Source organism: Microbacterium sp. CCH5-D1, from assembly GCF_001557335.1.
GTDB classification, from domain to species: domain Bacteria; phylum Actinomycetota; class Actinomycetes; order Actinomycetales; family Microbacteriaceae; genus Microbacterium; species Microbacterium oxydans.
Genome location: NZ_LSJW01000268.1, coordinates 1 through 22,382, shown reverse-complemented (window position 1 = coordinate 22,382; position 22,382 = coordinate 1). Strand labels below are relative to the sequence as shown.

Here is a 22,382-nt window from a genome sequence, read left to right as displayed (position 1 = left end):
GTACCCCGCAGCACCCCAGTACCCGCCGGCACCGCTTCCGTCTTATGGTGCGCCGCAGCACCCCGCTGACACGGGGAACCCGCTCGGAAGGGTCGCGTTCCTCATCGCGGTGATCGCTTTCGCCGTCAATCTCGTCATCTCGCTGACGGCGCCGTTCGCCTACTTCGCCGCTGACGGTTACGGCTGGTACAACGCCCTCTCCGGCCTGGTCGGCGTGGTGAGCCTCGTCGCATACGTCCTGGCGTTCATCCTCGGGCTCGTCGCCGTACGCCGGCCCGGCCCGCACCTGCTCGCCGGCATCGCGATCGGCATCGCCGGAGTGGGCGCCATCGGCATGGCGACCACCTGGATGTCGTCGCTCTTCTACCAGTTCTTCTGAGGCTGCCTGCTCGAAGACACGACTGCCGGCGCCGTCGTGATCATGCGAGCACCCGTTCGTAGACCTCGACCATCGCCGCCGTGCGCGATGACTGTCGGAACGCCTCGGCCACCTCGGGCAGCGGAACAGGAGCCGCCCCACGCGCGATGTCGTCTGCCGCACGTCGCAGCGTCTCAGCCAGCGCGACGCGTCGGCGAGCCTCCCGCTCCACCCCGGATCCTGCTTCCGCATCCGGCTCTGGTACGGCCCACAGCCCGCCGCCGAGCTCCGCGGCGATGTCGGGGTCGCAGATCACCGACGGCGTTCCGAGGGTGGCTGCCTCGAAAGGGGTCATCCCCTGGGTCTCGAAGCCGATCGACGTCTGCACGAGCGCGTCGGCGGCGGCGATGCGCGCCAACGTCTGCGGGTAGGTGAGGCGTCCGGCGAAGTGCACGCCGTCGCGTGCGCGGACGATCTTCTCGGCGGCTGCGCGCTGAGCGCCTCCCCCGATGATCTCCAGATCGGCGACGACTCCCGAAGCGACGAACGCCTCGAGGAACGGAAGGAGGCGCTTCTCCGGGCTCATCCGGCCGAGCCAGACGAACCGCGGTCTCCCCGGCACGCGGTCTGCGGGCTTGTCCGCGAGCGTCTGCTCGCGGACGTCGTCGTCGATGCCGTTCCAGATCACGTCCACGTGCGGGAAGACGTCGTGCTGCTCGAGGCGGCGGGCGAAGTGCGTCGAGGGGGCCGTCACGGCGGACGCCCCGGCGGCGAGGCCGCGCAGGAACGCCCACCCGTCGCTTCCCTTCGCCGGGTATCCCCCCTTCGACGGAATCGCGATGCCGCGCAGGGCGATGCCGCGCCAGGCGTTGAGCGCCGCGAGCACCGGGCGGTGCAGCGGAGTGACGGCGGCGATACCGACGTCGACCCGGTTGTGCATGGTGTGCACGACCGGGATGCCGTGGCGCTGCGCATACCGGTGTCCGATGAAGGCTCCCCAGAAGTCGGCCTGGACGTGCACCAGGTCGACGGGCGGACGGCGGGTCATGGCCTTGTCGAGGAAGCGATCGGTGCCGCGCCCCGGCCAGCTCATCGAGTATTCGCGATCCGTCGTGATCGGCATCGACGGCAGGTCGACGTACGCGCCGCCGTGGGTGCCGGCCGACGCGCGCGATCCGTGCATCTTCGGAGCCACGACCGTCACGGTGTGACCGGCGCGTTCCAGGAACTCCCGCTGGAGCCGCATCGACACCTGCGCTCCCCCGAGGGAGTCGAGGTGTTGATCGCCGAAGAAGACGATGTGCATGGCGGGTTACTCCGGCAGCGGCTCGTCGCGGTACAGCGCCTCGAAGGTGTCGAGGGTGCGGTTGATGTCGTGGATCAGGACGCCGTCGAGCGAGGCCTGCTGCATCCGCTCGTACTCCGCGGGCTCCGCCGTGAGCACGTCGGTGAGGCGTGCAGCGAGCTCGTCGGCATTCCCCGGCTCGAACAGGTAGCCGTTCTCGCCGTCGTGCACCAGGTGCGGGAGGGCCACGGCATCGGCCGCGACGACGGGCAGGGCCGAAGCCATGGCCTCCATGGTCGCGATCGACTGCAGCTCGGCGATCGAGGCGATCACGAACAGGCTCGCCCGCGACAGCAGGGCTCGCAGCTCCTCGTCGGTGGTGCGCCCATGGAAGGTCACCCGGTCGGAGAGACCGAGCTGGGCGGTCAGGTGCTCCAGCTGCTTGCGCTGGTCGCCCCCGCCCACGATGTCGAACGTGGTCTCGAGCGCGGGGTCGAGCTTCGTCATGGCCTGGAGGATGACCTCGACCTGCTTCTCGGCGGTGAGGCGTCCGACGAACACGATGCGGTTCTTCTCGCGCGGACCGATGACCGGCGTGTACTGCGAACGGTCGATACCGCAGCTGACGGGGATGACCCCCTTCACCTCGACGGTGTTCTCGAGGAAGTCGGCGGCACGGCGGGTGGGCGTGGTGATCGCCCTGGTCAGGTCGAACGTGCGCTTCGCGTCGGCCCAGGCGAACTTCAGCACCAGGTCGTCGATGAACTTGGGCATGGTCGTGTGATCGAGGATGTTCTCGGCCATCACGTGATTGGTCGCGATGACGGGGATGCCGCGCTCGTGGGCGATGCGCGCCAGTCCGCGACCGATCACGATGTGCGACTGGATGTGCACCACGTCCGGCTGCACCCGGTCGAGCACCTTGCGGGCGTAGTGCTTCGAGCGCCAGGGCCATACGAAACGCAGCCAGTCGTGCGGAGGCCAGCGGACCGACGGCAGCCGGTGCAGGGTCATCGGCTCGCCTTCGATGACCTCGGTCCGCGGCTCGGCGCGGCGGTAGGCCTGGTTGAGGGCGACGACGTGCACGTCGTGTCCGCGCTGCACGAGGCCGGCGGCGAGGCGCTCGGCGAAGCGGGCGGCGCCGTTGATGTCGGGCGCGAACGTGTCGCAGCCGATCACGATCTTCAACGGTCGGGGCGCGGATTCGGCGGCGGAGCCGCTCGACGGATCGATCGGATCGTCGGAGGAGGTCACAGACATGCTGCCTTACGATGTGGCGGCCAAGGGAGAGCCCTGGTCGGGCGCTGGCCACTCTACCGGAGGGCCCTGATCGTGCCGCCGAGGCGTACCGGGCATCACTCAGACGCACCGGCTACCGTGGAGTCATGCGACTGAGTGCCGACGCCGATCCCCAGCTGTGGATTCCCGTGACGGACTCGCTCGGCTGGAAGGGCCGCCGCCACCGGAAGGCGGCGATCCGGATGCTGCTCGGCCAGGTCAACGCCGCGGTCGGAGCGACGGAACGACCCGGCTCGAGGTTCGGCGCGTGGGCGATGAGCCAGGCGGCGCCGATGCTCATGAAGCGTGCGGACGGACGCGTGCTGGTGTGGACGTGGAAGGCGGAGCCCGAGCTGGTCGTGGCGATGGCGACCGCGCAGGTCCTGACGCCTGATGTGCGCATCGCCCGGGCCTCGATGCCGATGGACTACGACGACACGGAGTCTTTCCCCACGAGGCTCGGCGTCGGCGAGAAACTGCTCGTCCCGATGCCGCCGTCGCCCGCCTCGCCGCCGTTCGCGACGTACACCTGGGACACGGGTACGCACCTGGTGACGTTGACGGCCGTGTGCAGCGACAAGGAGCGGTTCGGCACGCTGATCGGCGCGCTGGACGACCTCGCGCGCAGCCTCCGCATCGCCGACGACCTCACGGGCGGCGAGTCCCCCGACGTGCTGAGACTGCCGCCTGCCTGACATCGCTCTCCCGCTCCCCGTGTGATTCCCGGGAGGCCGCGGATCGCATCCCGCGTCATTCCAGTCCGTGCGAATCCAACCATGCCTTCGCGACTCTCGCAGGGGCACGCGCCAGCCATGCATCGGTGATGATCTCTTCGAGCCGGCCCCGGTCGACGGCATCGAGACGGACGAGCAGTCCCGGGTAGCCGTCGAAGTGGGGGATCGTGAACAGCGCATCCGGCTCGGCGGCCAGAAGGGCATCCTTCTCTTCGAGGTCGGCGACCCGCACCGCGAGCACATCACCGGTGGGCCACTCACGCCCGGCCTCGGCGAGCTGTCGCAGATCGGTCGTTCTCGGTCCGCGAAGCCACGCGAACTGGCCGCTCTTCAGCCGCCAGGCCGCCGCTCCGGTGTGACCGCCGACGGATTCCTCGGCGCCGGGCAAGGCGAGGGCGATCGCGCGCACATCGTCGATGCTCACCATCCCGCCATCCTGCACCCGTTCGCCCTGCCACTACAACGGGTCCGCGCACATCACCCACACACGCGAGAGCAGGAGCACACGCGGGCTCAGCGCACGATACTCAACGCGCGATGCTCAACGCACGATACGCAGCGTCCGCACCTCGAACGGACGCAGTCGCAGCGCACCGCCCGTCCGTGCATCGTCGATCTCGTCCTCGATCAGACTCACCTCGCGCACCTCACGGTGGTCGAAGCCCACGGACAGCTCGCCGACCGCACGACGCCCGAGCGCTTCGTACACACGCACGATGACGTCGCCGGAACCGTCGTCGGCGAGCTTCACGGCCGACACGACGATGCCCTCGCCCTGCACCGAGACCAGCGGCTCGACCTCGCGCGCCCCGCGGAGAACCGTGGGCAGGCTGTTGATGCGGATGCCCTCGGCTGTGGCGATCGCGGCGTCGGCGCCGATCACGAAGCCGACCTCGATCTCGTGGGGACCGTGATCCGTGTCCGGGTCGGGGAAGCGCGGCGCCCGCAGCAGGGAGAGCCGCACGGTTGTGGTGACCCCGTCCTCGCCGACCTCGCGCGTCGTGTCGTACCCGTAGATCGAGTCGTTCACGAGGGCCGCACCGAAGTCCTGCTCGCGCACGAGCACGAACCGGTGCATCGAGGTCTCGAACTTTGCGGCCTCCCAGCTGGTGTTCGTGTGCGTGACGCGCGCCTGGTAGCCGAACTGGGTCTCGGCTTCGGTGTGCGACGCCTGGATGTCGAGCGGGAACGCCAGCTTGAGCAGCTTCTCGGTCTCGTGCCAGTCGATGTCATTGCGCAGCAGCACGGTGCGCGACTTCGGCGCGAGCACGATCGTCTGCGTGATGGTCGACTCCGAGAACGGGCGCACGACGACGATCTGCGCGACACCGTTCACGAGTGATGCCTCGATGGAGGAGACCCCCGTGAGGTCGTCGACGCTGTTGCGGTAGTACCGGTCGATGTCCCAGGCGTCCCACATGTTCGGGAAGTCCTGGTGCAACTGGAACAGGTTCGCGGCCCTGCCTGCGGCGACCGTCTCCCTGCCCGACGCCTTGTCGACGGCGGACACGATCAGCCCCTCGCACGAGACGAGCACTGACACGAGGTCGTTCTCGACCCGCCAGCCATCGGCCTCCTCGACGAGCGTCACGGGTGCGACCGTCGACTCCCCCACGAACGCGGCGCCCAGCGCCCGACCACCGGCGACCGAGCTCGGCTCGAACCGCAGCTCGCGGTCACCCTCGCCGGCGAGCGACCGGCGCGCGGCGTCGGCGATGTCGCGCGCATCCGACAGCACGTCGGACAGCACGGCGACGGCCTCGCGGTGCACCCACGCGATCGATGTCCCGGGCAGGATGTCGTGGAACTCGTGCAACAGTACGGCCTGCCACAGCCGGTCGAGCTCCGCCTGCGGGTACTCGGCACCGGTGCGCACGGCATCGGTGGCGGCCCACAGCTCTGCTTCGATCAGAGCGTGCTCGGCCCAGCGGTGCAGGGCCTTCGTGGCGTGCTGGCTGGTGAGCGTGCCGCGGTGCAGTTCGAGGTAGAGCTCGCCGACCCACACCGCCGGGTTCGGCAGCTCGGCCTTGGCGGCGTCGAAGAACACGTCGGGGTGCTCCCATACGACCTGCGCGCTGCCCTCGAGGTCGCGCAGACGCTCGGCCTTGCCGGTCATCTCACGGGTCGTGCCGCCGCCGCCGTCGCCCCAGCCGACCGGAGCGATCGACCGCGAGCTGAGGCGGTTCTCCTTGAACTGACGGGAGGCCTTCGCCACCTCCATACCGCTCAGCTGCGAGTTGTAGGTGTCCATCGACGGGAAGTGCGTGAACACCTGCGAGCCGTCGATGCCCTCCCAGAGGAAGGAGTGGTGCGGGAACACGTTCTGCTGGTTCCACGAGATCTTCTGCGTGAAGAACCACTCGAACCCGGCACGGCGCATCAGCTGCGGAAGGGCCGGCGAATAGCCAAAGCTGTCCGGCAGCCACACGCCCTTCGAGCGGATGCCGAACTCGCGCTCGAAGAAGCGCTGCCCGTGCGAGAACTGCCGCACGAGCGACTCTCCCGTCGGCATGACGGTGTCGGACTCCACCCACATGCCGCCCAGCGGCAGGAAGCGTCCGGCGGCGACCGCGGCCTTGACCCGCTCCCACACCTCGGGGCGGTGCTCCTTGATCCAGGCGTACTGCTGCGCGCTCGACATCCCGTACTGGAACTCGGGCTGCTCCTCGATGAGCGTGGTCATGGACGAGGTCGTGCGCGCGACCTTGCGGATCGTCTCGCGCACCGGCCACAGCCAGGCCGAGTCGATGTGCGCGTGACCGACGGCCGAGATGCGGTGCGCACTCGCCTCGGCGGGCGCGGCCAGCACGTCGGCGAGTCGGGCGCGGGCGTCGGAGGCGGTTTCCACGATGTGCTGCAGGTCGAGCACGTCGAGCGCGTCGTCCATGGCCTGCAGGATGCGCATGCGGCGCGGCGACGTGGCAGGGAGCTCCGCCTGCAGCTCGAACAGCACCTCGAGGTCGAGGGACAGGTCGAACACCTCGGGCTCGAACACCGCCAGGTCCATCCGGCGGGCGCGGTAGAGCGGCTCCTTCGAGGACGTGAGGATGTCGCCCTCCTGCGTCGGCAGGAAGGGGTGGTAGTCCAGCAGCACCGGGTTGGACGCCGCCTCGAGGTACAGCTCGATGGGTTCGTCACCCGCGGCGGTCTCGGCGATCGGCACCCACTGGTTGCGCGGGTTGATGCTCTTGATCGGCGTGCCGTCCGGACGATAAGCCAGGGCCTCGCACTGGAAGCCGGTCATGTTCACGTCGAAGCCGAGGTCAATGAGCGCCTCGACCCGGCGGCCCGCCCACTCTGCGGGGACGCGTCCGGTGAGCTTGAACCAGGTGGTGCCCCAGGCGGGCCCCCACGGCGTCCCGACGACGCCGGGCGCGTAGTCGAGGGCGAGTCCCTCGGCGGGGGCGATGGGCTCGCCGGGCAGCTCGTGGATCTCGACGCCGAGCGGCGCGGAGGCCGAGTGGATCGCCGGGCGGATGCGCTCCTCGAGAACGCGCTTGACGCGGCCGACGGTGAGCGAGGTGTCGTCATGCATGAGTGGGTCTCCGGGCTCGACGGTGAGGGCTGATTCGGGTCTGCGGTGATGCGCTGTGACTGAATGCTATCTGTTGTACTAAAGCGATCTAGTGCACGAGTCTAGGGCACGATCCGGCTTCTTTCCCGAGGCTAAACCGATCAAGTAGGGTGAGGGACTATGAGTCCGGCGAAACGCGTCACGATCGCCGATATCGCGCGCATGGCTGGCGTGTCCCCCGGTGCCGTCTCCTTCGCCCTCAACGGGCGCCCCGGCGTGAGCGAGGAGACCAGGCACCGCATCCTCGCGATCGTCGAGGAGAACGGCTGGCAGCCGAGTTCCGCGGCGCGCGCACTGGTCGGCGCGCGCGCCAACACGGTGGGCTTCGCCCTCGCCCGCCCCGCTCGTTCCCTGGGCTCCGAGGCCTTCTTCACCGACCTCATCGCCGGCATCGAATCGCGTCTGTCGGAGAGCAAGGTGAGCCTGCAGCTGCGACTCGTCGCCGATGTCGCGGAGGAGATGGAGGTGCACCGGCAGTGGCGCTCCTCCAATCAGGTCGACGGGTTCATCTTCATCGACCCCCGCGAAGACGATCCCAGGGTCGGGCGCATCGAAGCCCTCGACGCCCGCGCCGTGATGATCGGGTCGGAGCCCTCCCCCGAGGGTTCGGTGCCCAGCGTCTGGATCGGCGACGACACCGTGGCCGAGACCCTCTTCTCCTACCTGTCAGCGCTCGGACACACCCGCATCGCCTACGTCGCTGGGCCTGCCGAGCTCGAGCACACGCGACTGCGGGCCCAGGTGCTCGAGCGCATGACCGCCGACGGCCTCGACGGCGAGGTCATCACCACCGACTTCTCACCCGCACGCGCCTCCGCGGTGACGCGGACACTGCTGTCGGGGCGACAGCGCCCGACGGCCATCGTCTACGACAACGACGTGATGGCGGTCGCAGGTCTCCGTGTGGCCCAGGAGATGGGCCGCGCCGTCCCTCGCGATGTCTCCCTCGCCTCTTTCGACGACTCGGTCATCGCCGGGCTCATCAATCCGTCGATCACGGCGATGACCCGCGACACCTTCGAACTCGGAGAGCGTGCCGCCACCCTGCTGCTGCAGCAGATCGAGGCAGGAGCGAATCTGCCGAGCGTCGAGGGCCCGACTCCCGTGCTCACGGCGCGCGAGAGCACGGCTCCGCCCGCTCGCACGGACTGAGCACTCGCACGGGCTGAGACGAACGCCCGACCCGGATCAGCCGGGAACGACCGTGTTCACCGAGCCGTAGGGGTCGACGACATCCGCCGAGAGGTCGGGGCGGATCAGGCGGCGGATACCGCGCGCGTCGAGCGCGACAGGGTCGAGTGCGTCGTGCGAGGTGACCAGTGTCGGATCGAGTCCGGCGGCGCAGGCGTCCACCCATGCCTGGAACACGGCACCCCCTGGGCTCAGTGCCGCGCGGCTCACGGGAACCTCACGCTCGTCGACGTCGACCACGATCGCGGTGTCCCGCGCGGGCGGGGCGACGCGCTGGCGCAGCTCGGGGATGAGTTCGGCGAGACGCCGACCGATGGGCTTCGCGGCGCCGTCCTGACCGATCAGCCCCAGGGTGTACTCGAGCTCGGGGAAGTCTCCGAGGTCACGGCTCACGTCGTGCGAGCACCACCACGTGATGCCCCAGAGGTTCTCGGTGCGCACGGCCGAGCGCACGGTCGCTTCCAGGAAGCCGGGCATCTCGTCGTCGGTGAGACAGTTCGAGGGGGCGCCCACCTCCTGCAGCCACACCACCCGGTCGGGGTCTGTCGCGAAGGCGCGAGAGAGCTCGATCAGGTACTCGGCATGACGGTCGGAGGCGACGGAACGCCCGCCGTAACGCTGGGCGGTGCCGTTGAAGATCCAGGAGTGGATCGTGGTCATCGCGCCGAGACGGGAGGCATGGGCGGGGGTGAAGCCGTGCCCGTCCATGTACCAGACCGCGTCGTACTCGCTGTGGACGTGCGGGAGCCCTGGCGCTGCCGCCTCCGCCGCCGACAGCAGCGCGGAGATCCACCCCCCGGCCTCGTCCTGCGTGACCGGCCAGGGCGACGGATGCGTGTGCGCGGAGAACTGGTTCGTCTCGTTGCCGAGCGTCAGCCCGAGGAAGTTCGGCGCCTCGCTCAGCGCTCGCCCCAGGCGGTCGACGAGTGCGATCTGCCCCTCGAGCGCCCTGGGGTCGGTGAACATGTTCTTGTCGTGCCAGGTGTACAACCACGACGGCACGAAGTCGAAGCTCGAGAGATGCCCCTGGACCACATCGATGCTGGCATCCATGCCGAACTCGCCAGCGATGTCGACGACGGCGCGCACGTCGTCGATCGCCTTCTCGCGGATCAGCGTGCGGTTCGGCTGCAGCACGGTCCACAGGGGGAAGACGCGCACATGGTCGAGCCCGAGCTCGGCGAGGGCGGCGAAGTCGCGACGCACGTCGTCGGGGGTGAAGTCGAGCCAGGAGTGCATCCAGTTCTTCGACGGCGTGTAGTTCGCCCCGAACCTCAGAGGAGCATCGAGGGCGCCGCGCTGCGTCATGTGTCAGGCCTTTCGGACGTGTCCTCCGGAGAGGGCGGATTTCGCACCACTATAACGCTTGAGCAACAGACAATGCACCCTGTCCTACGCGCAGACAGTGATCTCGCGGCCGGGTGTCTTGACAGGGACGGAATCGGATGGTTTCATCTGCTAAAGCGTTGTAGTCCCCGATCGGGCTGCCGCGCGGATTCGCCCGCCTCGAGGAAGAAGCACGATGAAAGTTCCCACACGCATTGTCGCTCTGGCAGCATTCACCATCGGCGTTCTGGCGCTGACGAGTTGCACGGGAGGCGGCGCATCCTCCGGTGCTTCCGGCCCCATCGACACGTCGGGCGAGCTGAGCGGGAAGATCCAGTTCCAGACCTGGTCGCTCAAGAACGAGAAGTTCACCCCGTACTTCGAAGACCTCATCGCCGCGTTCGAGAAGGAGCACCCCGACGTCACGGTGGAGTGGCTCGACCAGCCGGGCGACGGCTACCAGGAGAAGATCCTGAGCCAGGCGAACGCCGACACCCTGCCCGATGTGCTGAACCTGCCGCCGGACATCGCCTACCCGCTCGTCGCGGCAGGCAAGCTCGTGGACCTGGAGACCGCGGATCCCGATCTGAAGTCGACCTACAACACCGGCGCATGGGAGGCGTACAGCGCCTACCCCGGTGTCGAGGGAACCTACGGCCTCCCCTGGTACCTCTCCAGCGACGCCTCGTGGTGGAACCTCGCGCAGCTCGCGCCGTTCGGGGTGACCGAGCAGAACCTGCCGACCACGGTCGACGAGCTCCTCACCCTCGCGGAAGACGTGGCGACGGAGTCTGGCGGCAAGGTGCAGCTGCTCTCCTCCATCCCGGCCCTCGACACGTTCACGGCCGCCGGCATGGAGGTCATCGACGACAAGGGCGAGTTCGACTTCAACACCGACGAGGCTGCGGCGATCATCCAGAAGTACGCCGACGCCTACGCCGCGGGCGCCATGCCCGCCGAGGCCCTCACGGGCGACTACGGCGGGAACGCCGAGGCGTACATCCAGGAGAAGGTCGCCTTCACGACCGGCGGCACCGGGTTCACGACCGACCTGCAGAAGGACGCCCCGGCACTGCTCGAGAACACGGTCGCAACGCCCCGCCTCGGGGTCGCACCCCTGTACGTGCAGGGACTGAACGTCTCGGCCGACTCCGACAACAAGGAAGCCGCGCTCGCGTTCGCGGAGTTCGCGACGAACCAGGAGAACCAGGTCGCGTTCTCGTCGCTGGCCGTCGGCACCGCGCCGGGCACGGCCGAAGGTGGAGACCAGGTCGTCGACAGCATCGCCTCGACCGTCACCGACGAGAAGCAGCTCGCCGCGATCGACACCGTGTTCGGTGCGATGAAGGATGCCAAGGCCCTGCCGTTCCAGTGGACGTCCGACATGGCCACCTACATGACCCAGCAGATCGCCCTCGCCGTCAACGGCGAAGCGGACCCGAAGGCCCAGCTCGACAAGATCGTCGAGTACGCCAACGCCAACCGCGTGGACCAGTGAGCATGCGCGCGGACACCGGCACCAGGAGCCGGAGGAAGACGATGAGATCCCACAAGTGGTACACACCGTGGCTGCTCATCGCCCCCGCCGTGATCTGGGTGCTGGTGTTCGCGCTCTGGCCCTTCCTGAACACGGTCTTCCTCAGCTTCACCGACGCCAGGCCGTTGCGCACGCCCGGCTTCGTCGGTGGAGCCAACTACGAGCGCATGTTCGGCGACGAGATGTTCTGGAACGCCCTCACCACGTGTCTCATCTACGTGGTGGTGTGCGTGCCCCTGCTCACGATCCTGCCGCTGCTGCTCGCCCTCCTCGTGCAGAAGAAGCTGCCGGGCATCTCGTTCTTCCGCACCACGTTCTACTTCCCCGTGATCGCCTCGGTCGTGGTGGTCGCCCTCATCTGGACCTGGCTGTTCGACAGCCGCGGCATCATCAACCAGACGCTCGACTTCCTCGGCCTGATCGACAAGCCGATGCCCTTCCTCGTCGACCGCTGGCTGCTGCTCGGGTGCGCCATCCTGCTCACGGTGTGGAAGGGACTCGGCTACTACATGGTCGTGTACCTCGCTGCCCTCGGGAACGTCGGCAAGGAACTGCACGAGGCCGCGATGCTCGACGGCGCCGGGTCGTTCCGCCGCTTCCTCTCGGTGACGATCCCGTCGGTCCGCGGCGCGATGCTCCTCATCGCGGTGCTGATCGCCGTCTCGGCCATGCGCGTGTTCGCCGAGCTCGACGTGCTGTCCAAGAGCACGGGCGGCCCCGGCGGCTACGACATGTCGCTCGTGATGCTCATCCGCCAGGTCGGCTCCGGCCTGAACGGCAACATCGGCTACGCCTCTGCGATCAGCGTCGCCCTGTTCCTCCTGACGCTCATACCGCTCGCGGCGATCGCGTTCATGAACCGCGAGAAGAAGGCGAAGGCTCCCGCATGACCGCTCAGACGATCACCGCGCCCGAACGCGATGAGAAGCCGCAGGACGCTCCCGCTCCCGCGCGCGAGCGCATCTTCCGGCACCGCGGCTCCGGCGACTTCAGCAAGCCGACTCTCGGCGGGCTGATCGGCCGATACGCCTTGCTGGTGCTCGTGCTCTTCCTGGTCATCGGACCGTTCGTGTGGCAGCTGTCGACCTCGTTCAAGGGCGCGACCGAGAACATCTACTCCTTCCCCCCGGAGCTGATCCCGCGCGAGCCGACCCTGCAGAACTACACCAGGGTCGCCGACGTCGTGCCCGTGTACCTGTATGCGTGGCACTCGCTGCTCGTCTCCGTCGGCACCGTGATCAGCAACGTGATCCTGGCCACATTCGCCGGCTATGCGCTCGCCTGCATGAAGTTCCGCGGCAAGTGGATCGTGATGGGCATCCTGCTGTCGACCCTGCTGTTCCCCGGCGAGGTGACCGTGACGAGCAACTTCCTCACGATCCGTGCGCTCGGCCTCGCCGACACCCTGTGGGGAGTGTTCCTGCCCGGAGCGATCAGCGCCATGAACGTGCTGCTGGTCGCCACCGCGTGCCGCATGATCCCGAAGGACGTGCTCGACGCGGCCACCGTCGACGGCGCGACCACGTGGCAGCGCATCCGCCACATCGTGTGGCCGAACATCCGCGGCATGGTCTCGGTGGTGGCGATCTTCGCCTTCATCGGCGCCTGGGACGACTACCTCTGGCCGTTGATCGTGCTCTCCGATCCCGCGAAGTACACGCTGACGGTCGGCATGGCCTACCTCAACAGCAGCTTCTCGGTCGACCCGCGTCTGATCGCGGCCGGCACCATGATCGCCCTCGTCCCCATCGTGATCATGTTCTCGTTCACGCAGCGGTTCTTCTTCAAGGGCGTGCAGGAAGGCGCGATCAAGGGGTGAGCAGCGTGCACCTCATCCCGGCGGACGGCCCGGCCGATCCCCCGTCTTCCCGCCCCCGCAGCGGCGTGCTCCGGGCTCCGGTCTTCGCCTTCTCGTTCGATCCGTCCGCCGGCGAGCAGCGGCTCGACGTTCCGGATCTCCCCGCTGTCGAGATCACCCAGGACACCGTGCTGCACTGGGCGTTCTACGCGGACGGGCCGGCGGCGACGCTGGCACCGCACGCCTCACTCGCTGTGACGGTCGATGTGCGCTTCGCCGACGGCTCGCGGCTGAGCGACGACGCGGCCGTGCGGGACCGCTACGACTTCCCGGTCACCGCGCAGGCGCAGTTCGACGCCCGGTGGAGCCTGCCGGAGCAATGGAACGCCGACACCGTCGCCCTCGCTCCCTTCGCCGGTCGCGCGGGGATGGTCGAGGTCGTGTTCGGCACCGCGGCTCTGCCTGCCGATGCTTCCCCTGCCGATGCTTCCCCTGCCGATGCTTCCCGTGCCGATGCCGCGGACCTCCCCTCGAGCTGCACGGGCTTCGTGCAGCTCATGGTCGAGGAGAGGGTGCCGACGCCGGCCGACCTCGCACCCGCGGAACGCGTCGACACCCGCCGCGGCTCGCACTCGGGTGCACGATTCTCCCGCGGCAACACCATCCCGGCGGTCGCCGTGCCCCACGGGTTCACGTTCGTCACGCCGGCGACCGATGCGGAGGATTCGCGCTGGCCGTATCGCCCGTTCGTGCACGACGACCCGCAGGGGCGACGACTCGAGGCCCTGCAGTTCTCGCATCAGCCCAGCCCCTGGATCGGCGACCGTTCCGTGCTGCAGCTGATGCCCTTCCTCGGAGACCCGACATCGAGCCGTGCAGGGCGACGGCGCTGGATCACACCGGGCACCGAACGGGCGCGGCCGCACGAGTACGCGGCAGAGCTCGGCGATGGCCTGCGCGTCCAGCTGACGACGACCGCCCACACCGGCGCGTTCCGCGTGTGCAGCTCCGACGCCGACGCCCGCATCGGCTTCGTCATCGACCAGCTCAGCGACGAAGGATGCCTCGCCTGGACGGACGCCGGGGGGTTCGAGGGCTGGATCCCTGAAGGCTCCGAGGAGTGGGGCAACGCTCCCCGCTGCTTCTTCGCCGGAGTGGTGATGCACCCCGACCAGGACGCCAGTGGGGACGGGCCAACCTTCGCACACGGTCCGCTCGATGATGACGGACGCGGTGCGGTCGCGGGCCACGTCTCCGGACGGGGCTCACTCGAGGTGCGGATCGGCATCTCCTTCCTCTCCGTGGAACAGGCCCGACGTGCCCTGGAGACCGAGGCGCCGGCGTCGATCGCCTACGAGGAGCTGCGCGATGCGACCGCTGCCCAGTGGGATCGGCTGCTGTCGCGCGTGACGATCCCCCCGCTGGCGGACGCCGACCTCCCCTATCGCTCGCTCGCCGACGAAGAGCACCGCTCCCGGATCGCCGCCGCCCTCCACCGGATGCACCTGTACCCCAACAGCGCCGCGGAGAACGTCGGAACGGCGGAGGTGCCCGTCTGGCGGTTCGCCGACGTGTTCGCTGCGCGTGCGTCCTGGGGCGATACCCCACCGATCGTCGACGGTGAGCTCGTCGTCAACAACGGCTACTGGGACACCTATCGCACCGAGTGGCCGGCGCTCGCCCTGCTCGACCCCGCCCTCGCGGGAGAGCTGCTCGACGGGCAGCTCGAGCAGTATCGTCGGGGCGACTGGATGGCGAGGTGGAGTGCCCCGGGCTACGTCGACAGCATGGTCGGCACCTCCAGCGACCAGATCTTCGGAGATGCCGCCCGCTGGGGCGTCGGGTTCGACCGTGCGGCCGCCTTCGAGAGCGGGTGGCGGAACGCCTGCGAGCCGGGGCCCGACGCACGCCGTGGCCGCAAGGGGATCGCGACCGGCCGGTTCACCGGGTACGTCTCCTCGGAGGTGCCCGAGGGCATGAGCTGGAGCATCGAGAACGCGGTGAGCGATGCCGCCCTCGGCCACTTCGCCGCGCAGCTGGCCGCCGAGTGCGAGTCCGCATCGGATGCTGCCCGCTATCGATCCTTCGCCCGCTACTTCGCGAACCGCGCGCGGTCGTATCGCACCCTGTTCGACCCGGACACCGGATTCTTCCGCGGCAGGGATTCCCTCGGCGAGTTCGCAGGAGGCTTCGACCCACGCTCCTGGGGCGGAGACAACGTCGAGACGAACGCCTGGGGCATGTCGGTCGGAGCCGTGCACGACGGCGCCGGACTGGCTGACCTCCACGGCGGCCCCGAACGCCTCGGCCGCCATCTCGACGCGCTCTTCGCCGAACCCGAGACCGCGGACGAGCGTTTCGGCGGTGCATACGGCACCGTGATCCACGAGCAGCGGGAGGCACGCGCCCTGCGGTCGGGGATGTGCGCGATCTCCAACCAACCCGCCCACCACATCCCCTTCATGTACGCGTTCTCCGACCGCCCGTGGCAGACCGCGTCCGTCGTGCGCGACCTCGCCGGGCGCCTGTTCGCCGGCGCCCACATCGGCCAGGGGTACCCGGGCGACGAGGACAACGGCGAGATGAGCGCGTGGTGGCTCTGGGCCGCACTAGGGCTCTATCCCCTGGAGCTCGCCTCGGGACGACTCCGGATCGGGTCCCCGCTGTTCGACGACATCCGTGTGGCTCGCGGCGACGGCTCGACGCTGCGGATCCGGTCACGACGCTCCGCTCCGTCCGCCCATGTGCTGCAGGAGGCGCGACTCGACGGCGTGACCCTGACGTCGGCAGACCTGCCGATCGATGCGCTGGTCGGAGACTCCGTTCTCGAGCTGCGGTTCGGTACCGACCCCCTCCTGGCGCTGGAAGTCGCGGGTCCGCAGCAGCACTCGGTGCCCTGGCATCAGGATCTGACGTCGCGCGACGGATACCCCCTCGCCTCGTCAGGGGTCACGAACCCCGAGCACCTCTTCGACGATGGCGCGGGCCTCACCCTCGAAGGTCGGCAGGAGAGCACCCTGCACACCGGGGACTGGATCGGATGGCGGTTCCCCTCGCCGCAGAGTGTCAGCGACGTCACGGTGACCACGACCTCAGAGGCCTCCTCCTCCGCGCTGCTGTGGGAGCACCTGACGACTGCGGGTGAGTGGGAGACCGTCGGGACGACCCATGTCTGCGAGCTCCCGGCCGACCGTACGACGCCCTTCACGTTCACGGAACGAGTCGTGACCTCGGCGATCCGCGTCCGGGCGGAAGCCGAGGTCACGCTCCGTCAGATCGAGCTCTTCGATCTCGACTGATCGGGTCTCGTGCCGCTCACGGAGCCGCTCGGTACTCGGTCGCCTCTCCCTTGAGCGCCTGCGTGATCCCGGAGAGCAGCCCCGACTGGTCGGTCGCGGTCAGGTTGTACGCCACATAGACGCCGTAGCCGTCGGAGACCGTGCGCTGGGCGTAGTCCGCGGCTGTCGCGGAGCTCACGTTCGACAGGTCGATCGCGGCCGCGCCGAGGCGCGCCCTGTCCTCGAGACCCGGCACCGTGGGGGCGTTGTAGGACGGGTAGTAGGGGTTCCAGGCGTGGTCGATCACCGCTGCGGGATCGAACCGGGTGAAGTCCGTCACGGTGTAGGTCTCGCCGATCGCGTACAGGGTGATGATCTTGTCAGGGCCGAGGCGATCACGCAGCGCCGAGGCGAGCCACCCGAAGGACTGCGCGTTGGGCTGCGGCGTGCCGTTCGCGCCGTAGTTCGTCCACTCGTCGTCGAAGTCGATGCCGTCGAGGCCGTAGGTCGTGACCGCGTCGGCGAGCTGGGCGGCGAAGGCGTCCGCGGCCGCGAACGACGTGAAGTTCGCGAACCCGGCGCCCTGATGATTCCCCAGCACGGACAACAGCACCTTCGTGCCGCGGGCCTGCAGCGGTCGGATCTGGTTCTGCACATCCTGAAGCGTCTCGGTGACGCGCTCGTTGAAGTGCAGGTAGGCCTTCTCGCCGTCGTAGTTGATGTTGGCGGCGAAGATCATCGCCAGGTCGACGGCCGGCCGACCCGAATCGGCGAGCGTGTAGTCGGCGACATTCGCTAAATCGTTCGAGTTGACCTCCACGTAGACAGCGAGCTTCGGCTCGGCGGCCGTGTCGTCCGCAGCGGCCGCGGTCGATCCGGCGACCGCCCCCATCCCCGCGAGCGCGAGGGCCGCAGCGGCTGCAAGTGCTCTACGGAAACGGTGGTTACTGGCTTTCGGCTGACTCATGACAGTTCGTCTCCTTCGTCGTCGTGTCCAGATCGAGCCGCATCGGTGCGTCTCGCGGCCGACTATATCGCTTAAGCGATGTGGCCGAAAGAGTGCCGGCCACTGTCATGAACAGTGCCTCGCACGGGCACTGGCGCCGATACCGCTTTCCCGGGATGCTGGACGCATGCGCGCGCTTCGACCGCTGTGGCGGTACCCCGTGATCACGCTCACCGTGTTGGTCTTCGCTGCAGTGGGGGTGCTGCACGCGGTGGACGAAGCGGGGATCGGCCGCTGGCTCGCCACGGTGTACGTGTCGGCCGTCGTGGTCTGGACACTGGTCGGCATGGTACGCGACGTGCTGCACGGACACGTCGGGCTCGACATCCTGGCCGTCGTCGCGATGGTCGCCACGCTGGCGGTCGGCGAGTACATCGCTGCGCTCATCATCGTGCTGATGCTCTCCGGCGGTGAGGCGCTCGAGGACTTCGCCGGACGCAGGGCCAAGCGGGATCTGTCGGCGCTGCTGGACCGCTCGCCTCGCATCGCCCATGTTCTGGTACACCCGGACTCGCCCGATTCCGACGAAGCTCGCGACGTGCCGATCGACGATGTCGCGGTCGGCGACGTGCTGCTGGTGCGCCCCTCCGAGATCGTGCCGGTGGATGCGACGCTCCTGACCGACACGGGGACGTTCGACGAGTCCTCGCTGACGGGCGAGAGCATGCCGGTCACGCGCGAGGCGGGCGGGGAGGTGCTGTCCGGGGCGATCAACGGAAGCCGCGCCGTCCGCATCAGAGCACTGCGCACCGGTGCCGACAGCCAGTACCAGCAGATCGTCGCGCTGGTGCACTCCGCCGAGTCGTCGCACGCGCCGATCGTCCGCCTCGCCGACCGCTTCGCCATCCCGTTCACCGCCGTGTCGCTCGTGCTCGCCGGCACCGCATGGGCGATCTCCGGCGACTCCACGCGCTTTGCCGAGGTGCTCGTGCTGGCGACGCCGTGCCCCCTCCTCATCGCGGCGCCCGTGGCATTCCTCGGCGGCCTCTCACGGGCAGCGAAATCCGGGGTGATCATGAAGAGCGGGGCCGTGATCGAACAGATCGCCCGGGTGCGCTCCGCCGCGTTCGACAAGACCGGGACGCTCACGCAGGGCCGCCCCGAGCTCGTGGAGGTCCGCCCCGCTGCGGGCTTCGACGCCGACGAGATCCTGCAGCTGGCCGCATCCGCGGAACAGTACTCCTCGCACGTGCTGGCCGACGGCATCCGGCGCGCCGCCGATGCGCGGGGGCTCGTCCTGCACGCGGCTCGGGAAGCCAGCGAGACCGCCACGAACGGGGTCGCCGCAACGATCGCCGGGCGCACCGTCGTGGTCGGAAAGCCCGCCTACGTCGCCTCGCTCGCACCCGACACCGTCCGGGCGCAGCTCGAACCCGGCGAAGCCGCGGCCTACGTGGCGGTGGACGGGCGCTTCGCCGGCGTGCTCGTGCTCGCCGATGCCGCCCGCCCCGAAGCGTCCGCCGTCATCTCGTGGCTGCGGCTGCACGACGTCGATCGCGTCGCGATGCTCACCGGCGACGTGGATTCGACGGCGGAATCGGTGGGACGCCAGCTCGGCATCGATGAGATCCACGCGGAGCTGCTGCCGCCCGAGAAGGTGCGGCTCGCCGCCGAGATGCAGCCGCGCCCGGTGCTCATGGTGGGCGACGGCGTCAATGACGCGCCCGTGCTGGCAGCCGCAGACATCGGTATCGCGATGGGGGCGAAGGGAGCCACTGCCGCCGGCGATGCCGCAGACGTCGTGATCCTCGTCGATTCGCTCGCGAAGGTCGTCGACGCCGTCTCGATCGGCCGCCACACGCTCCGGGTCGCGCTGACCGCGATCTGGATCGGCATCGGGTTGAGCGTCGGGCTCATGATCGTCGCGATGACCGGCGTCATCCCGGCGGTCGTCGGTGCGCTCGTCCAGGAACTCGTCGACCTCGCGACCATCCTCTACGCCCTGCGGGCGCTCAGCGGACCACCCAGCGGGCTGCGCCCGACCGCGCAGGAGGAGCCCGGAGCCGTCGCCCCGGCACGGGGAGAGAATGGAGTGACGGGGCGTCTGCCGCGCAGCGAGGGGGTCGAGTGAGTTCGGTGGATCGCGCCCTCTCGAGCATCAGAGTGATCTCGTCGCGGCGCTGCGAGGCCCATCGATCGCCGGTCGCCAGCGATGGCGCACCCCCGCAGCTCCTCGTCATCCCGGAGCACGACGACCTTCACGTCGATATCGGAGGACGACGCCACCTCGTCCGCTCGGACCAGCTCGCCGTGGTGTGCCCGGCCGAGGGAGACGCCATCGCTCTGACCCGCGAGATCCAGGCCGAGAGCAGCTCCGAGATGCGGTCTGTCTTCGGTGTCGAAGCGATCGCGTTCAAGAGTCGCGGACACGTCTACACGCTCCTCGAGCAGGAGCTCCCCCGGACGATCGTGGTCGACAGCACACCGCTGCTGGCCTCCGTGGTCGCATTGCTGCACGCCGAGGGCAGGCGCGATCCCGTCGTCGACAGCCTGCTCTGCAAGCTCACCGAAGTCGCGGTGTGCGCGGCGGTCGCCGCCTGGATCGACACGGCGCCGACACCACCGGGCTGGATCGGCGGCGTCGCGCATCCGAGGATCGGGGCCACACTCGAGGCAGTGCACAGCGAGCTCGGAACGGTCTGGACGGTCTCCGACATGGCTGCGCACGCCCACATGTCCCGCTCCGCGTTCGCCAAGCTCTTCCGAGAGGTCGTCGGCTCGACGCCGTCGTCGCACCTCGCCCGGTGGCGCATGGCGCACGCGCTCGAACTCCTCGAGGCCTCTCCCGACATGCCGTTGAAAGACGTCGCGGATCGGCTCGGCTATTCGGACGAGTTCGCGCTCAGCACCGCGTTCAAACGCCGCTTCGGCGCGAGTCCGCGCAACTACGTGGATCCCGCGCCGAGCCGCGTCCGGGGCTAGACCCCCGCGCTGAAGCGCCGGATCAGACGCGCGACGTCGGCAGGGGCCGTGACGAGGGCGTCATGTCCCGCCGCGAGCTTCGTGACGGACCATCGCTCCGGCCGCGCACGCACACGGTCCTTCGACGGGCCGACATCGGCGAACGGCGGGGCCGTGCAGTCGATGTAGAGCAGGGGCACATCGGGCATCGGGCCGGTGATCGATGCGACGTCGCTCCAACTGCTCCACGGGTGCCCGGTGAGCCTGCGGTCGAGCCATTCGACGTCGTTCCGACGCGTCACCCCGAACATAGTCGGATCCTGCGGCTTGGGGACGTAGTACCCCTGACCCGCCTGCGCGACCACGGTCGGCAGCGCGGCCCGACTCGCGGGGGTGAGCACGTCGAGGATCCGCTCCCCGGGATCTACGACGACCGCGTCGAGGTACACCGCGCCGCGGAGGCGATCGGAGATCCGCTCGGCGACGGCGGAGACATAGGCACCACCGATGCTGTGTCCGACGAGCACCACGTCACGCAGTTCCTCGGCATCGATCGTCGCCACGATGTCGTCCACGCCGTCCTGGAAGCGGATGTAGGGCGAGAGACGGTGTGCACGATCGCCGACTCCCGGCAGGGTGGGCGTGAGGATCCGTCCCCGGCGAGGATCGAGTTCGTCGACGACGCGCCGCCAGGCCCAGCCACCGTGCGATCCGCCGTGGATGAGCACGAGGTCGGCGCGGGAACGGGAGGCGGAAGCACTGCCGGACGGGACGATCGCCCCGCCCGCTCCCGCAGCGACCGCGGCGGTCACCCCCAGTGCCGCGCCCAGCACCATCCGCCTGTTGACCCCTCGGGGGATCGGCCCGGTGGCCACTTCGCCGGTCACCGCGCCACCGCGCTTTCCCGGGCGACCACGGCCTCCAGCGAGTGCGGCTGTTCGCCGAGCACATCGTGGACGCCGTCGGAGAGATGATCATCGCGCCCGGCGCGGATCGCGTCGAACAGGTTGGCGAGGGCATCCACCATCCGCGGCTTCAGGTAGGGCGCGACGGATCCCCGCCACTCGTCGACCCCGATGTCGGCGAAGGCCAGGGCACGCCCGGTGCGCCGCCCGACGATCTCGACGGCTTCGGCGAACGAGAGCGACTGCGGGCCGGAGAGCTCGACGCGCGACGGGCCCGGCGTCTGCGATCGCAGGAGCGTCGCTGCGACTCTGGAGATGTCGCGTGCATCGATGAACGGCTCCCTCCCATCTCCCACCGGCAGCCGCAGCTCGCCGGTGGCATCCAGCTGAGCGGCGAAGAGACCTGTGGTGAACCCCTGCGCGAACCATGAGGGGCGCAGGAAGGTCGAAGCGGGCGCGGCGGCACCGAAAACCTCCTCCGCTCCGGACGCGATGCCGTCACCGCTGACCCCCGGGTTTCGTGCGGTGAGCACCACGGCGCGCTCGACGCCGGCGTCGGCGAGCACCCGTGTGAAGGGGGTGAGGTCCATCCGATCCTCGGGGAGGACCACGTACACCGCCCCGGCACCGTCGAACAGCGACGGCCAGGTGCTCGCGTCGTCCCAGTCGAACCGCCACGGCGAGCGGCGGGAGGCGCGTCGCACCCGCACATCCGCGGCCTCCAGCAGATCCGCCACCTGCGAGCCCGTCGTTCCGGTGGCTCCGAGTACGACGACCGGGGCCCCTTCCTCTTCATGAAGTGTCATGCCTTCCATGCTCGAAGCCGTCGCCACCGCGGCCCATGGCCTGACGCATCGCGTGCATGTTCACGGCTCTCGCCCGTCGAGCAGGTTGCCCTTGGTCACCGAGTTTCCGGCTGCAACCGATTCCTGACCTCTTCTGCACGGTGCTTCTACACGCCATTCGCTCCACAGCCACCGGGATGACAGCACGTCACGACCGGAATACCGTGACAACCTTGCCCTCCGGAATGAGACTGGAGGCATGCGCTTGAACGATCCGCAGGTATGGACTCTGATCGGCGTTTTCGCAGCAGTGATGCTGGGCGGCATGACGCTGATGACGACGCAGCTCAGCCGGGTGATCCGCGCCGAGGTCGACCGCGTCGAAGGCACGCTCTCGGCGAAGATCGACCGCGTCGAAGGCACGCT

At 69.1% G+C, this 22,382-nt stretch carries 17 protein-coding genes; 9 read left to right on the top strand and 8 right to left on the bottom strand.

Annotated elements, in window-relative coordinates; translation table 11 throughout:
- Nucleotides 1-379, top strand: a 379-nt coding sequence (locus AX744_RS20830; protein WP_197429263.1) for a hypothetical protein, incomplete at its 5' end; no start/stop codon positions are given.
- A 40-nt stretch (nt 380-419) separates the two neighbouring features.
- On the opposite strand, the gene AX744_RS16175 is transcribed toward AX744_RS20830, so the two are convergent.
- Nucleotides 420-1,664 (bottom strand): glycosyltransferase, encoded by a 1,245-nt coding sequence (locus AX744_RS16175; RefSeq protein WP_061018019.1) that lies wholly within the window; start codon nt 1,662-1,664, stop codon nt 420-422.
- A 6-nt stretch (nt 1,665-1,670) separates the two neighbouring features.
- Nucleotides 1,671-2,903, bottom strand: a complete 1,233-nt coding sequence (locus AX744_RS16170) for a glycosyltransferase (RefSeq protein WP_061018016.1) — start codon at nt 2,901-2,903, stop codon at nt 1,671-1,673.
- Nucleotides 2,904-3,028: 125 nt separating this feature from the next.
- Here AX744_RS16170 and AX744_RS16165 point away from each other — a divergent pair, with 125 nt between their 5' ends.
- The gene (locus AX744_RS16165) at nt 3,029-3,616 is read left to right on the top strand and encodes a hypothetical protein (protein WP_046748723.1); all 588 of its coding nucleotides are present in this window, start codon (nt 3,029-3,031) and stop codon (nt 3,614-3,616) included.
- 55 nt (nt 3,617-3,671) lie between these two features.
- On the opposite strand, the gene AX744_RS16160 is transcribed toward AX744_RS16165, so the two are convergent.
- Nucleotides 3,672-4,082: an MmcQ/YjbR family DNA-binding protein gene (locus tag AX744_RS16160; protein ID WP_046748722.1), complete on the bottom strand. Its 411-nt coding sequence runs from the start codon at nt 4,080-4,082 to the stop codon at nt 3,672-3,674.
- Nucleotides 4,083-4,196: 114 nt separating this feature from the next.
- Nucleotides 4,197-7,190 (bottom strand): alpha-mannosidase, encoded by a 2,994-nt coding sequence (locus AX744_RS16155; RefSeq protein WP_061018015.1) that lies wholly within the window; start codon nt 7,188-7,190, stop codon nt 4,197-4,199.
- 159 nt (nt 7,191-7,349) lie between these two features.
- Between AX744_RS16155 and AX744_RS16150 the strand changes: the two genes are divergently transcribed.
- Nucleotides 7,350-8,381, top strand: coding sequence for a LacI family DNA-binding transcriptional regulator (locus tag AX744_RS16150; RefSeq protein ID WP_061018012.1), 1,032 nt, complete (start codon nt 7,350-7,352; stop codon nt 8,379-8,381).
- A 36-nt stretch (nt 8,382-8,417) separates the two neighbouring features.
- On the opposite strand, the gene AX744_RS16145 is transcribed toward AX744_RS16150, so the two are convergent.
- Entirely contained in the window at nt 8,418-9,728 is a 1,311-nt protein-coding gene (locus AX744_RS16145) for a glycoside hydrolase 5 family protein (protein WP_046748719.1), read from the bottom strand.
- Between the two features lie 214 nt (nt 9,729-9,942).
- Between AX744_RS16145 and AX744_RS16140 the strand changes: the two genes are divergently transcribed.
- Genes AX744_RS16140 through AX744_RS16125 form a run of 4 tightly spaced genes read left to right on the top strand, consistent with a single transcriptional unit; the run spans nt 9,943 to nt 16,380 of the window.
- Nucleotides 9,943-11,244: an ABC transporter substrate-binding protein gene (locus AX744_RS16140; RefSeq protein ID WP_061018009.1), complete on the top strand. Its 1,302-nt coding sequence runs from the start codon at nt 9,943-9,945 to the stop codon at nt 11,242-11,244.
- A gap of 41 nt (nt 11,245-11,285) precedes the next feature.
- Nucleotides 11,286-12,173, top strand: coding sequence for a carbohydrate ABC transporter permease (locus AX744_RS16135; RefSeq protein ID WP_058632343.1), 888 nt, complete (start codon nt 11,286-11,288; stop codon nt 12,171-12,173).
- On the top strand, nt 12,170-13,102 hold the full coding sequence (locus tag AX744_RS16130; RefSeq protein WP_113680770.1) for a carbohydrate ABC transporter permease: 933 nt from the start codon (nt 12,170-12,172) through the stop codon (nt 13,100-13,102). The genes AX744_RS16135 and AX744_RS16130 overlap by 4 nt, the downstream gene beginning before the upstream one ends.
- Nucleotides 13,099-16,380: a glycoside hydrolase domain-containing protein gene (locus AX744_RS16125; protein WP_061018007.1), complete on the top strand. Its 3,282-nt coding sequence runs from the start codon at nt 13,099-13,101 to the stop codon at nt 16,378-16,380. The genes AX744_RS16130 and AX744_RS16125 overlap by 4 nt, the downstream gene beginning before the upstream one ends.
- Nucleotides 16,381-16,396: 16 nt before the next feature.
- On the opposite strand, the gene AX744_RS16120 is transcribed toward AX744_RS16125, so the two are convergent.
- The gene (locus AX744_RS16120) at nt 16,397-17,326 is read right to left on the bottom strand and encodes an endo-beta-N-acetylglucosaminidase H (RefSeq protein ID WP_231728837.1); all 930 of its coding nucleotides are present in this window, start codon (nt 17,324-17,326) and stop codon (nt 16,397-16,399) included.
- Nucleotides 17,327-17,492: 166 nt separating this feature from the next.
- On the opposite strand from AX744_RS16120, the gene AX744_RS16115 reads away from it, so the two are divergent.
- Both AX744_RS16115 and AX744_RS16110 read left to right on the top strand, forming a co-directional pair.
- Nucleotides 17,493-19,436, top strand: coding sequence for a heavy metal translocating P-type ATPase (locus AX744_RS16115; protein WP_061018003.1), 1,944 nt, complete (start codon nt 17,493-17,495; stop codon nt 19,434-19,436).
- Entirely contained in the window at nt 19,433-20,287 is an 855-nt protein-coding gene (locus AX744_RS16110; protein ID WP_061018001.1) for a helix-turn-helix transcriptional regulator, read from the top strand. The genes AX744_RS16115 and AX744_RS16110 overlap by 4 nt, the downstream gene beginning before the upstream one ends.
- Here AX744_RS16110 and AX744_RS16105 read toward each other — a convergent pair.
- Entirely contained in the window at nt 20,284-21,153 is an 870-nt protein-coding gene (locus AX744_RS16105; RefSeq protein ID WP_061017999.1) for an alpha/beta fold hydrolase, read from the bottom strand. The two genes, AX744_RS16110 and AX744_RS16105, sit on opposite strands and share 4 nt — an antisense overlap.
- A complete protein-coding gene (locus AX744_RS16100) occupies nt 21,150-21,977 on the bottom strand; it encodes a hypothetical protein (RefSeq protein ID WP_197429262.1) in 828 nt (275 codons plus the stop codon). Before AX744_RS16100 ends, AX744_RS16105 begins: the two co-directional genes overlap by 4 nt.
- Nucleotides 21,978-22,382: the final 405 nt, after the last annotated feature.

Bases quoted from the DNA above. Each gene is read 5' to 3' on its own strand.
- AX744_RS16175 (WP_061018019.1), bottom strand. From the start codon at position 1,664: ATGCACATCGTCTTCTTCGGCGATCAACACCTCGACTCCCTCGGGGGA.
- AX744_RS16170 (WP_061018016.1), bottom strand. From the start codon at position 2,903: ATGTCTGTGACCTCCTCCGACGATCCGATCGATCCGTCGAGCGGCTCC.
- AX744_RS16165 (WP_046748723.1), top strand. From the start codon at position 3,029: ATGCGACTGAGTGCCGACGCCGATCCCCAGCTGTGGATTCCCGTGACG.
- AX744_RS16160 (WP_046748722.1), bottom strand. From the start codon at position 4,082: ATGGTGAGCATCGACGATGTGCGCGCGATCGCCCTCGCCTTGCCCGGC.
- AX744_RS16155 (WP_061018015.1), bottom strand. From the start codon at position 7,190: ATGCATGACGACACCTCGCTCACCGTCGGCCGCGTCAAGCGCGTTCTC.
- AX744_RS16150 (WP_061018012.1), top strand. From the start codon at position 7,350: ATGAGTCCGGCGAAACGCGTCACGATCGCCGATATCGCGCGCATGGCT.
- AX744_RS16145 (WP_046748719.1), bottom strand. From the start codon at position 9,728: ATGACGCAGCGCGGCGCCCTCGATGCTCCTCTGAGGTTCGGGGCGAAC.
- AX744_RS16140 (WP_061018009.1), top strand. From the start codon at position 9,943: ATGAAAGTTCCCACACGCATTGTCGCTCTGGCAGCATTCACCATCGGC.
- AX744_RS16135 (WP_058632343.1), top strand. From the start codon at position 11,286: ATGAGATCCCACAAGTGGTACACACCGTGGCTGCTCATCGCCCCCGCC.
- AX744_RS16130 (WP_113680770.1), top strand. From the start codon at position 12,170: ATGACCGCTCAGACGATCACCGCGCCCGAACGCGATGAGAAGCCGCAG.
- AX744_RS16120 (WP_231728837.1), bottom strand. From the start codon at position 17,326: ATGAGTCAGCCGAAAGCCAGTAACCACCGTTTCCGTAGAGCACTTGCA.
- AX744_RS16115 (WP_061018003.1), top strand. From the start codon at position 17,493: ATGCGCGCGCTTCGACCGCTGTGGCGGTACCCCGTGATCACGCTCACC.
- AX744_RS16100 (WP_197429262.1), bottom strand. From the start codon at position 21,977: ATGACACTTCATGAAGAGGAAGGGGCCCCGGTCGTCGTACTCGGAGCC.